The organism is Streptomyces sp. NPDC042336, from assembly GCF_055581985.1.
Map to the genome: position 1 here is coordinate 1 of NZ_JBVJEA010000059.1, position 10,955 is coordinate 10,955.

General features: G+C 68.4%; 10 protein-coding genes. 4 read left to right on the forward strand and 6 right to left on the reverse strand.

From position 1 onward, the window contains the following. Nucleotides 1–478 precede the first annotated feature (478 nt). The 4 genes from ACZ6IM_RS41700 to ACZ6IM_RS41715 form a co-directional block, all read right to left on the reverse strand. The gene (locus ACZ6IM_RS41700; RefSeq protein WP_319125057.1) at nucleotides 479–1,195 is read right to left on the reverse strand and encodes an HAD family hydrolase; all 717 of its coding nucleotides are present in this window, start codon (nucleotides 1,193–1,195) and stop codon (nucleotides 479–481) included. Further along, a complete protein-coding gene (locus ACZ6IM_RS41705; protein ID WP_319125056.1) occupies nucleotides 1,192–2,691 on the reverse strand; it encodes a helix-turn-helix domain-containing protein in 1,500 nt (499 codons plus the stop codon). The genes ACZ6IM_RS41700 and ACZ6IM_RS41705 overlap by 4 nt, the downstream gene beginning before the upstream one ends. Nucleotides 2,692–2,954: 263 nt before the next feature. Further along, the gene (locus tag ACZ6IM_RS41710; RefSeq protein WP_319127570.1) at nucleotides 2,955–4,136 is read right to left on the reverse strand and encodes an XRE family transcriptional regulator; all 1,182 of its coding nucleotides are present in this window, start codon (nucleotides 4,134–4,136) and stop codon (nucleotides 2,955–2,957) included. 6 nt (nucleotides 4,137–4,142) lie between these two features. Further along, on the reverse strand, nucleotides 4,143–4,586 hold the full coding sequence (locus ACZ6IM_RS41715; RefSeq protein WP_189283585.1) for an NUDIX hydrolase: 444 nt from the start codon (nucleotides 4,584–4,586) through the stop codon (nucleotides 4,143–4,145). Nucleotides 4,587–4,754: 168 nt separating this feature from the next. On the opposite strand from ACZ6IM_RS41715, the gene ACZ6IM_RS41720 reads away from it, so the two are divergent. Further along, nucleotides 4,755–5,528, forward strand: coding sequence for a TauD/TfdA family dioxygenase (locus ACZ6IM_RS41720; RefSeq protein WP_319127572.1), 774 nt, complete (start codon nucleotides 4,755–4,757; stop codon nucleotides 5,526–5,528). A gap of 119 nt (nucleotides 5,529–5,647) precedes the next feature. Continuing rightward, the gene (locus ACZ6IM_RS41725) at nucleotides 5,648–6,289 is read left to right on the forward strand and encodes an ATP-binding protein (RefSeq protein WP_398917470.1); all 642 of its coding nucleotides are present in this window, start codon (nucleotides 5,648–5,650) and stop codon (nucleotides 6,287–6,289) included. Between the two features lie 194 nt (nucleotides 6,290–6,483). Here the strand turns inward: ACZ6IM_RS41725 and ACZ6IM_RS41730 are convergent, their stop codons facing one another. After that, nucleotides 6,484–6,966 (reverse strand): SAM-dependent methyltransferase, encoded by a 483-nt coding sequence (locus ACZ6IM_RS41730; protein WP_319125047.1) that lies wholly within the window; start codon nucleotides 6,964–6,966, stop codon nucleotides 6,484–6,486. A 72-nt stretch (nucleotides 6,967–7,038) separates the two neighbouring features. Further along, entirely contained in the window at nucleotides 7,039–8,427 is a 1,389-nt protein-coding gene (locus tag ACZ6IM_RS41735) for a tetratricopeptide repeat protein (protein ID WP_319127575.1), read from the reverse strand. A 189-nt stretch (nucleotides 8,428–8,616) separates the two neighbouring features. On the opposite strand from ACZ6IM_RS41735, the gene ACZ6IM_RS41740 reads away from it, so the two are divergent. Next, on the forward strand, nucleotides 8,617–9,102 hold the full coding sequence (locus tag ACZ6IM_RS41740) for a DUF6415 family natural product biosynthesis protein (RefSeq protein WP_319127576.1): 486 nt from the start codon (nucleotides 8,617–8,619) through the stop codon (nucleotides 9,100–9,102). Between the two features lie 234 nt (nucleotides 9,103–9,336). Next, the coding region (locus tag ACZ6IM_RS41745; RefSeq protein WP_469564443.1) for a glycoside hydrolase family 15 protein at nucleotides 9,337–10,955 on the forward strand (1,619 nt) is incomplete at its 3' end.

Here is a 10,955-nt window from a genome sequence, read left to right on the forward strand (position 1 = left end):
ATCTGCCGCCAGCTGTTCAAGATCCTCGAACGCTCAGGTCGAACCCCGACGACCTCCTCCGAACCGCTTGACTCGATATAGCAGCCTCGGGGGGGACGTCGCTGCTGGCCAACTCGTCGACGCCGCGTCGGGATTCACCGCTGTGGACACCATGAGTCGGCCGAGGCGGTGAGACAGTGTGGACCGCCGCCTCGTCAGCCCTGCTCCACTCGCTACTTGGGCTTAATTACGCGCGGTCGGGTAACCGCTGAGAGCCTTCGGCGCCGTGGGCCCCGCCGTCGTCGGCGTGGTCGCCAGACTCCGTCTCGTCGGACCCTAGCGCGTATCGCGTTCACGGCCTCCGCGGAAGTTCCCCGTCTGCCAGCCTGCTGGCCAGACAAAGCGGTCAACGTACAGGAGTCACCGGCTCATCGACATCGCGGATGTTACGCCATCCCCAGAGCCCTGGGGCGACCCGTGACGGGGCTCCCGGCCCGCTCTACGGAGCCTCACTCGGGTCCACCAGGCGGAGGAGGGTGGTGGTGGAGGTGAGGTCGGCCAGAACGTGTTGTGCACCTGCGGCGCGTAGTTGCTGTTCGGTGGTGGTTCCCGAGGCGACCGCGATCACCCTGGCGCCCCCTTCGAGGCCGGTGCGCACGTCTTCCAGGGAGTCACCCACGATCACTGTGTTGTCGCAGTTGAACGGGCCTCCATGCTTGGCGGCTGCCCGGTCTTGTGCGATGCGTACGAGAGCCGGGCGGTGAGGGTCGTCGGACGCGTAGCCGCCGATGGTGGTGTCGAGGTAGCCGATGAGGCCCAGCTCGGACAGCTTGGTCTCGGCGCTGCCCCGTAGGTTTCCGGTGACGACGGTTGGGATCAGGTGCTCTGCCTGCTGGACCGCGGCGAGCACGTCCACGGCGCCCGGCATAATGACCCCGTCGTTAACCAGCAGCTCCCGGTGGCCGGCGAGGCGTTTGGGAAGTTCGTCGACGATGCGGGCTGCGAACGTCTCCACGTCCTGTTCGGGCACCTGGTTGACGCGCAGAAGTTCACGGACGGCCAGGGGCATAGTGACTCCGGTTCCCCGGGCCGGCAGGGCTGTAGGGGAACGGCCGACGACGCTTGTGAAGGTCTCCTTGTAGACGCGCCGGTCGATGTCACCGGTGTAGAGGAGAGTGCGGTCGATGTCCCACAAGACCAGGACCATGCGCTTCATGCGGCACGTTCTTCCATGACGGTCTGACCGCGTTCCAGGAGCTCCTGGGCGGGAGCCGCCGAGGAATAGCGGCGGGCTTCGGCGAGCATCGTGTCCAGGTTGTCGTCCAAGCGTGCGGAGCGGACTCCGGAAACGAGAGCGAGGACTTCGTGTCCGGTGGCAGACCCGGCGTCGACGTCACCGGCACGCATCTGGGCGGTGGCGGCACGGGAGAGGAACTGGGCGCGGGTGCGGATCTCGTCCGGGCTGAAGGCATTGCGGGCGGCGGCGAATGCCTGGGCGGCCTGGTCGGGGCGGCCGAGGTCGAGCAAGCAGCTGCCGGTCTGGCCCATGATCTCACCCGGGTTGATCCAGTAGAGCCAGTGAGGGTCGTGCTCTCCTCGTCCGCGGGCGCACAGGGCCTGTGCCTCTTCCAGGGCAGTGCGGGCCTGACGGTCTTCGCGTAGGCGGGCGTGTCCGCGAGCTTGGCGGGTGAGGAGCATGGCGTGCAGGGCGGGCGCGTCCTGGTCAGCGATGACCTGGCGGGCGGTGCGTGCGGCGGTGACCGCGTCGCGGGGGTCGCCGGCGGAGTAGCCGTGGATGGCGATGAAGGACAGTGCCCCAGCCCGGAGCCTGCTGTCGCCACTGGCATGGGCGGCCCGCAGGGCTCCGAGGAGGAGGTTGTGGGCAGCGGTGTGGGCGCCGCTGTCGAAGTGGTACCAGCCGGTCTGGATGGCAGTGTCCGCGGTCACCGCTGCGAGGCGCCTCCCGGTCGCCTCGTTGAAGTCCCCTTCTTTCAGAAACCGGAGGAGGACCTTGAGGTGCGCTGTGGCGGCTCGGGCAAGGTTGCCGCTGCCATGGCTGGCGTCGGCCTGGCGCAGAGCGTCGGTGGTGGTTTGCAGGCTGGTGAGGAGCTGGTCGGAGACGCTGATTCCGTTCCGGACGGTGGAGGCGACAGCCTCGGGAGGGGCGATGGCTGCTTGCAGGATGTACTGCGTGAGGCTGGCCCCTCCCAGGGCGATCACGCTGCGACGGTTCAATCCGTTCATGGCTCCTCCGACGACTGCTTCCAGTGACGTCACCATACGAGCCGACGTCCAGGGCAGAGCCGGGTCGATGACCTCGACAAGTCGCTGCGATCCGGCCTGCGCGAAGGGGGCCAGGAGGAGCGGGCGAAGGTCGGCGGGAAGCCCGAGCCCGGTCAAAAGGTCGATGATCGTCTCGCGGCCGTTGACCTGTTTGAGGCCGCGCTCCAGGTCGGAGATGAAGCCCTGAGTGAGTCCGGTCAGCTCTCGTACGGCCTTCTGCGAAAGCCCGGAGCGGCGGCGGACCAGCCGTACGACCGTGCCGAAATCCCAGGCCGCAAGGGCCCTGTGTACTTCCTCGTCGCGCCAGGCCCGGTCCAGGATCGTCGGTGTCGCATCGGTCCGGGCGCAGGTAGAACAGCATGTATCCGGGTTGTACCGGCTGATCGGCAGCCCGCACCGCACACACGTGCGCCCTGGTCCCCCTGCCATGGTCACCTCGGCTCTCGTCTCATCGCGATCCAGCTCGCCTCAGCCGTGAGTACCAGGCTAGGTGGAGATCGATATCGCTGCAGCGATATCACCACAGCGATGCCCTCGAAGCCGACGCGGCTCCAAACTCATGGCACTGCACCGGCCGTTCCGCATCCAACTGCGCTGGTGACAAGCCGTTTTGAACCGTCCACCCAGAGAGGAGACGCTCGATGGAACCAGGACACCCGGCTGCGCCCCCGTCACATGGCACTTGCCCTCGGCTATGCGGCGATTTCCGTGCGGAGCTGGGCCAGGGCACGGGTGGCGGCGTCATGGATATCGGGGAGCCTGCCAACGGTGGTGCGCTGGACGCGCTGGAGCTGGTGCGGAAGGCGCTGGGCCTGTGCTTCCCGTACAGCCGCGGCCAGAAGCTGGGTAGCACCACGGCTATCGCCGGCGAGAAGGCGGACGCGGCCCGTGGTGATGAGTTCGATGACACGCCACTGGGGTGCGACCGCGATGGTCGGGGCGGGCGAAGCCGCCTCAGCATGCCGTATCGCATCGCGGGTGCGGCCGGTGGAGATGAGGCCCCGAAGATGGATCTCGTAGAGAGCACTGGGGTTGACGAGGCTGGTGTGCTCGACCGTGTCAAGAAGCTGGTGGGCCTCAGGGACAGCATGGTCGAACAGCATCGCATTGCCGAGGGCACCGGCAGCACGGGCCAAGAGCGGCAGCACCGCGGCTCGCTGCTCGGTGCCGGGTGCGGTGGCCGCGGCCTGGTTGAGCCGGTCAACGGCCGCGCCGAGCAGCCCTGCCTTGCGCAGCTCGTTGCCGTGCATGCGCAGAGCGGTCGTAGTCAGAGCCCGGTCATCGAAGGCGCGCACAACGTCCAGGCTCTTGGCGGTCCAGTGCGCGGCAGTGGCCAGCCGTTCCTCGGGCAGCACGTTCCCCAGAGCCGTCCCGAGATTCAGCCGGGCGTGCGCAAGAAGCCGAAGGACGTCTCGTTCGATACTCCCGTCCCGGGCGCGGGCTTCCAAGCGAGCCACGAGCGGCCACAGTTCGGCGACGGCCTCGGCCGCTCGCCCGCACTGGCGGGCGACCTCGGCGAGCCTCACGGTGGAAGTGCCGAACTGGATCATCGCCCGGTGGTCGGTGTCGGCCGGGTCCGTGACGCCCAGGACATGCGCGGGCAGAGCGAGCCGCTCGGCAACGTGACGCAGGCTCCCGACATCGCTCAGATGCCGTTTGCCCAGTTCCAGGGCCGAGATGTAGGTCTTGTCATAGCCCAGGAGCGCGCCGGTCTCCATCTGGCTGGTGCTGTGGACGTGCCGGTAGTACTTCAAGATCGAAGCCAAATCACGCGTAGCGAGGACGGCCTGAGCCTCCGGCGTCGCCCAGCGCCAGGAAACCAACCGCGCCGATCGGTGCGTGGCCGGCCCGGCCACAGAAGTGAAGGCGTCCATGACGGGTCACCTTCCGGGGTGGTCGTACCAGGCCGCGATCGACTGCTTGTAGCCCTCGGGCATGGTCAGACCATCGACCTCGTGCCGGTTGAAGAGCCCGATCTCCTTGTGCTCGTGGCTCAGAACTGGCACACGGTCGGGGGACAGGACCGTGCAGCCGTAGGTGACGATCAGGACCCGCCGGTCGGGGATCGGCTCGTAGATCCAGGTTCCGCCGTCGAGCAGATGCCCGGCCTTCACCATCCAGCCACTCTCCTCAGCCACCTCGCGCTCCAGCGCCGCACCGGGACTCACGTCGGCCGGCGCCGACCCATTACCTGCGGGACCAATCTCCAGCCGACCGCCTGGCAGTTCCCACTCGCCGCGCTCGTTGTGCAGCAACAACACGCGTTCGCAGGCATCGAGGGCAACACCTTTGACGGACACCGGCCACAACGACGGCTTGTACATGGGCTGTCCCTGAAACGTGAAGGCGGGCGTGTCCTTCGGAACGTAGCACCCGTCCGCAAGCCGGAGCCGGGCTTGCCGTCTTTGTCCGGATCGACAGACTGTCGCTTTACGCCGCCCGCCGCTCGTCCGGACGCTGGACGCCCAGCCCGATTCCAGAGGAGCACGTCGATGACGACCCGTTCGCTCATCCTGTTCGAGGCACACGCCGCGCCCCTCATCGGCGGTTCCAGCCGAACCTCCGCCGTGATGCAACTCCTGCGGACGCGGGGTGTCGCCACCGTCGAGGGACTGGACACCCGGGCCAAAGTGCTCGCCTTCGCCCAGCAGATGATGACGCTGGTACCGCACCCCGACAGCGACCTGGATGCGCTGACCACCATCCGTGACAGAGGCGCCGCCTCCCGACGCCCCGGGCTGGCGGGGTTGGGCACGGGAGAACTCCTCGCACATACCGAGCGCTCCAGCCTCCCCCGTCCGCCCCGTCTGATGCTCCTGGTCTGCCAGCAGCCCGCCGCTTCCGGTGGAGACGTGCTCCTGACCGACGGCCGCGCCCTGCACGCCCTCCTCCTTGAACGCGCGCCCCGGGCCCTGGAGATGATGGCCCTGCCCGGTACCGCCTTCTACGGCAACGGCGGCGGACACCCCTCTCAGATCTTCACCCGCCACCGAGGCGAGCGGGTCTCCATCCGCCTGCGCCAGGACGCCCTCGCCGCGTTCAGTCCCCTCCTCACCCCGCACCTGCCCCACCTCCGCACGGCGATCGAAGCGCTCCAGCAATGCGTTACTCTCGACGCTGGCCAGGGCTACTTGATCGACAACAGCCGATGGCTCCACGCCCGCACCGGCTTCTCCGGCGACCGCGTGTGTCTGCGGGCCCTGGGCGACCCCCGCACCCCGATACCCCCAGGCTTCCCGTCCCAGAGCCACTGGCCCTCGCCGTAACGAACGGGCCCGCCGGCGCCTAATTGCCGAACGCTGCCGTGGAGCGACCCGTACGACACGGGCTCGCCGTGCAGTCCCCGGCCGCCCTGCTCAGCCCAAAACCGTCCGGAGGAGCGCGCGTGACTTTCGATGTCGTACCAGCTCACCCGGCGCCGCGCAAGAAACGCCTTCATGCACAGATCATGACCGGATTTGTTCGTTGTCGGGACCGAGAAGGGGAGCTGATGAACGTGCATTCCTCCGACGCCGCTCTTCAGCGGCCGGACGAAGTCCTTGACGTGGCGGTTAACAACCTCGTTGGTCCCCCTCCCAGTCCCCCCGTCGAATCCGTGCCGATCTCGGATCGGAGGCGTGCCTTCGAGATTGTGGCGATGTACCCGGCGGAGGTGGCCGCGGTCTCGCGAGGCCGGCGCGAGCTTCGCGAGTTGCTGGTGCTGACGGGACTGGAGGCCATTGCGGACGCTGTTGCTCTGGGAGCCCATGAAGTGATGGCGAATGCAGTGACCCACGGGTGCCGTCACCAGGCGGTGAAGGCGTTCACGGTGAAGGTCACGCACTCCAGCGGACGTCTCCGGACCGAAGTGCAGGACCCCTCCGGCATACGGCCTTTCCAGAGCTCACCGAGCGACGAGCGTGAGGGAGGCCGGGGCATGCTCCTGGTCGACGCGTTGGCCGCGAACTGGGGAGTCCAGCCGGGCCCGGGCGGGGGCAAGACGGTCTGGATGGAGCTGGACGTCCCCGGTGAGGGGACTACGTCGTGAACCTCCTCAGCCATGGCGCTCGCACAGCCGCCTGGTCCGTTCTGTCAGTACCGGCCGCAGGCTTTGATCGAAGCCCTGCCCGGAGAGTGGAGCGTCAGCAAGGACGGCCGACTACTTGGTGCACCCTTCTCATCTCTGCGGGCGGGGCCCTCATAAGCGCTACCGCGAGCGAGAGATCGCTACGGCAGATCGGCTTACGGGCGCTCCGAGGCATCCAGCCAGTACGTGGCAAGCATCTCGGCCGGCCAGGCTGGCTGATGCACCGGTCCTCGGGGCCCCATCTGTGCGAAGTACGGCGCTATGTCGAGGACGGGAGTGCCGTCCACAGCGTCGAGGTCGGTGACGACGAGGTCCCGGCCGTCCGTTTTGAGCAGTCGCGGATAGCTGATCGCCAGTTGGTTGGGGCGCCGGTGGTTACGGTGGACGAACGTTCCGGTCGCCGGCCAGATCGGGTTTCCCCTTGGGCTGCGCGCGTGGAGCTGCACGTCTTCGGGACGCGCCAGGTGGAAGTGCCAGGTCACCGTGAGGTGGGAGAACTCCTCGATGCCCTGCAGCGTTTCGAGTGGGAAGGCGTCGTTCAGTCGGATGATCGATTCCACACCGCCCTGGTAGTCGTCTTGGACGCGGGTGTGGCCCCCGACGACCGTTGCGATCGGTTCGACCTCGTACGTCGCCATCGACGCTCGTTCCTCTCCCATGAAGTCGCGTGTGCAGCAACCGCCGGCCGCACCTGCGGACCTGCCCTGCGCTCAGCCTATGGCGCGCAGCATTTCCCGTGCCCGGCGGTCCAATTCAACAACGTGGCGGCCCCCGCGCTGCCGGACGGGCGACAGGTCGCTCTGCATGCGGACGATGACGTCGCGAGCGCGGCCGGACTGGACGCCGACCATGGCATCGAGAGCTTGTCCCCAGGTACCGCATGCCTCGTCGAGGCGTCCTTGCTGGACCTGGACGGCGCCCAGGTAGCCGAGTGTCACGCTGTGGGTGCGGGCGTACTGCTGCCGGCGGCGGGTGCGGACGCTGCGCTGGAAATGGATCTCCGCCTCGACGGGGTTGCCCAGGTCGCGCAGGGCGCAGGCAGTTTCGTGGGCGAGAGAGGCTTCCTGGAAGAAGCCGACGCGGTCGGGGGCGTCCTCATTGTCGGCTCGGGCGAGGTCCCGCTCTGCTCGGCTGATGGCCGCGAGGGTGCCGGGGCGGTCGCCGTCGGCGGCCAGGGCGCGGGCGTGGACGATGGAGAGCAGGGCCTTCTCGCGCGAGCTGGCCTGGCCGTAGTGAGTGCGGGCCATGGAGGCGTCGGCCAGGTCGAGGGCCCTTCGTGGGTGTCCGAGGTCGACTGCCTGGTGGGCGAGGGCGCGCAGAATGTGGCCGCCCAACGGTCCGTCGCCGGCTTCGGCCGCTATGCGGGCGGCGAGGGTGAGGTAGCGCTGGGCGGTGCGGTGCTCCGAGGCGTCGAACGCCATCCAGCCGGCGATGTAGGTCATCTCGGCCACGGCCGAGTATGTGTCCCGGCGGTGCCGTTCCGTTCGGAACCTGCTGCCCAGCAGGGGCACCGCTTCGTCGCGAAGGTGGCCGGCCAGGGCCGAGCGCCCAGAGGCTCCACCACGCTGCTGGTCCCGCGCGGAGTAGAAGGCTGTCAGGTTGCGGACGTCATCGATGTCGGCCTGCCTGACCAGCCGTGGGGAGACTGCTGGGCGCGATGCTGCAGCGGCTGGGGCGGTTGTCCACCACGAACTCGCGGGCAGAGTGAGGCCGGCGGCCGAGTACGCGGCGGTCGCCAGCAGCTTGCGTCGGTGCATGTCCAGGTCGTCGCTTCCCAGCTCGGCCAGCACGGTCAGAGGGTCGACGCTCCAGTCGGAACTGCTGTCGGGCGAGCCTGTCGGTCCGTCTTCCAGCCCGAGGTCAGCGAGGGTGAGGGGGCGACTGAGCCTGCGGGACAGCGTCTCACGCAGGATATGAGGCGCTCGTCCGCTGGGCTGGGTGCCCTGGACCCACATGGCGATGTGCGAGCGCGAGATTGCCTGCAATTCGCGTGCACCGCTTTCCGCGGCGACACGAGCGACTGCGGCGGCTGCTTGGGGCTGGGACCAGCCCGCTTCGCGCAGGAGTGCGGCGAGGGCGACGTTTCGCTCACGGGCCATGGGCTGCCCCTCGGGTCCGAAATGATCTTTGACGCCTTTGACGGCCTTGCGGGCCGCGCAGGCATACCCCCCAGCGGGGATTCGCGGTTCGCTCAACGTAGCGGCCGGATCACTCACCATGCACGCCGACCGACTGTGGTGCACGGCGTTTCTCACTCAATTTGGCTTGATCCACTTAGGAGTTGTGTCATGCGTCTCTCGCTGGCCCCTCGCCGGGCGTTCTGCCAGCGCAGCGGTCAGGACCGGAGCCTCGGTGATCCGGGTGCCGGGCGTGACCGAGCGGTGTCCGCGATGGAGACGGTGACGCTCGTGCTGGGCGAGGACTCCCCTGTGCCCGAGACCGCCGCCGATGTGGAGGACCTCGTCCTGCGGCTGCGAGGGCACGTCAACCAGCTCGGAATGCTGATGCCTTCGCAGGAGCCGGCCTTGCTCCGTGCGCAGCAACTCTGCTCGGTCGGGCTCCCGGAGGGCTATCTGCCCAGCCGGGTGCACCTCGTCAGACTCGCCGAGGCAACGCAGGAACTCATCGCGAAGGTCCGGCTGGAGGACGTCGGAGCGAGTCGACCGGCACGGAGGTTGGCCCGATGGACGCCGCAGATCAACGTGCTGCGCGGTGCGGTCTTCGCCGTCGCCCTCACCTGCCTGGTGTGGGCCGCTTCGGTGCCGCGGACATGACCCTCACCGGAGCGCTCCTCATCGGACTGATCCTCGTCGCGATGGCGTGGCTGGTGTGCCGAGGCACTCGTGCGACTGGCCTCGATCCCGCAGACAGGGCCTCTACACCACCTCCGAGCGAGCCTGCGTCCCGGCGGTGACCGCTGACTCCTTGACTCACGGCCTGTCCCCGGCCGCTTAGGCGGCCCCGATAACACCCCCAGACCAGCGGGGCTTAACGGAGATCCACACACGATGAAACGCCTTCCGCGTATCGAGCAGTACGGCCTGATCGGCGACACGCTGACCAGCGCCCACGTCTGCGACGACGGCACGATCGACTGGTTGTGCCTGCCCCGCTTCGATTCACCGGCCGTGTTTGCCGGTCTGCTCGGCACACAGAAGCACGGCACCTGGCAGATCGCCCCGGCCTCGTCCGCAGGCTGGTCCGGCTCCGGAAGAGTGGCGGAGCGCCGGTACCGCGGTGACTCGCTCGTTCTCGAATCACTGTGGCGTACCCCGACTGGTTCGGTCCGGGTCCTGGATTTCATGCCGCCGCGCGACGGGGCCCCGCAGGTGATCCGGATCGCTGAGGGCCTGACTGGCGAAGTGGAGATGGTCTCGGCCATGCGTCCTCGGCCGGGGTACGGCAGCGTCAGCCCGTGGATCCACGAGGTCGGTGGGCGCATGGTCGCGGAGGCCGGCGCGGACGCTCTGTGGCTCGACACCTGCGTCCCGCAGGTGGAGAAGGACGGCGTCGTCGTCAGCGCCTTCACCATCTCCGCCGACCAGAGCGTGGCGTTCGTGCTCAGCTGGTGCCCGTCCCATGCAGCCGCCCCTGACGTTGCTGCCCCCGAGACCGCCCTCGCCGAGACGCTCGCCTTCTGGCAGGACTGGACGCAGGAGTGCACCTACGACGGGCCCTATCGCGAGGCCGTGCTCCGGTCCTCGATCACGCTGAAGGCCATGACCTACGGGCCGAGCGGCGGGATCGTCGCGGCGCCGACCACGTCGCTTCCCGAGGAGATCGGCGGCGACCGGAACTGGGACTACCGCTTCACCTGGCTGCGCGACGCCGCCACGACGCTTGCCGCGCTGCTGGGGACGGGATACCGGCAGGAGGCACAGGCATGGCGGCAATGGCTCCTGCGCGCCGTGGCCGGAGACCCGGAGAACCTGCAGATCATGTACGGGATCACCGGAGAGCGTGACCTGCGGGAACGGGAGCTCCCCTGGCTTCCCGGGTACGAGGGCTCGGCCCCCGTACGGGTCGGAAACGGGGCTGCGGACCAGCTCCAGCTGGACGTGTACGGCGAGGTCATCGACACCCTGTACCTCGCGCACCAGAGCGGAGTCGCCCACTGCGCCGACACCGCGGTCCTGCACCAGCGACTCATCGAGCACCTGGTCCAGCGCTGGCGGGAGCCCGACGAGGGCATCTGGGAGATCCGCGGGGCACGCCGGCACTTCGTCCATTCCAAGGTGATGGCCTGGGTGGCGGTCGACCGCACCATCCGCCTGGCCAAGGCCGGCGCCCTCAACATCGACGTGGCCCCCCTGGTCGAGCTGCGGGCGACGATCCACCGGGAGGTCTGTGACAAGGGCTTCGACCCGGTGCGCAACACCTTCACCCAGTCCTACGGCTCGACGGAACTGGACGCTGCCACGCTGCTCATCCCCCGCACCGGCTTTCTGCCGCCCGACGACCCTCGCGTCATCGGCACCGTGGATGCGGTCCGTCGTGAACTCTCCACGGACGACGGGCTCGTGTACCGGTACCCGACCTGCGGTGAGGACGTCGGGGTGGACGGCTTGACCGGCGACGAGGGCGCCTTCTTCCTGTGCAACTTCTGGCTCGTCGACGGCCTCGCCCT

Bases quoted from the DNA above. Each gene is read 5' to 3' on its own strand.
- ACZ6IM_RS41700 (WP_319125057.1), bottom strand. From the start codon at position 1,195: ATGAAGCGCATGGTCCTGGTCTTGTGGGACATCGACCGCACTCTCCTC.
- ACZ6IM_RS41705 (WP_319125056.1), bottom strand. From the start codon at position 2,691: ATGGCAGGGGGACCAGGGCGCACGTGTGTGCGGTGCGGGCTGCCGATC.
- ACZ6IM_RS41710 (WP_319127570.1), bottom strand. From the start codon at position 4,136: ATGGACGCCTTCACTTCTGTGGCCGGGCCGGCCACGCACCGATCGGCG.
- ACZ6IM_RS41715 (WP_189283585.1), bottom strand. From the start codon at position 4,586: ATGTACAAGCCGTCGTTGTGGCCGGTGTCCGTCAAAGGTGTTGCCCTC.
- ACZ6IM_RS41720 (WP_319127572.1), top strand. From the start codon at position 4,755: ATGACGACCCGTTCGCTCATCCTGTTCGAGGCACACGCCGCGCCCCTC.
- ACZ6IM_RS41730 (WP_319125047.1), bottom strand. From the start codon at position 6,966: ATGGCGACGTACGAGGTCGAACCGATCGCAACGGTCGTCGGGGGCCAC.
- ACZ6IM_RS41735 (WP_319127575.1), bottom strand. From the start codon at position 8,427: ATGGCCCGTGAGCGAAACGTCGCCCTCGCCGCACTCCTGCGCGAAGCG.
- ACZ6IM_RS41740 (WP_319127576.1), top strand. From the start codon at position 8,617: ATGCGTCTCTCGCTGGCCCCTCGCCGGGCGTTCTGCCAGCGCAGCGGT.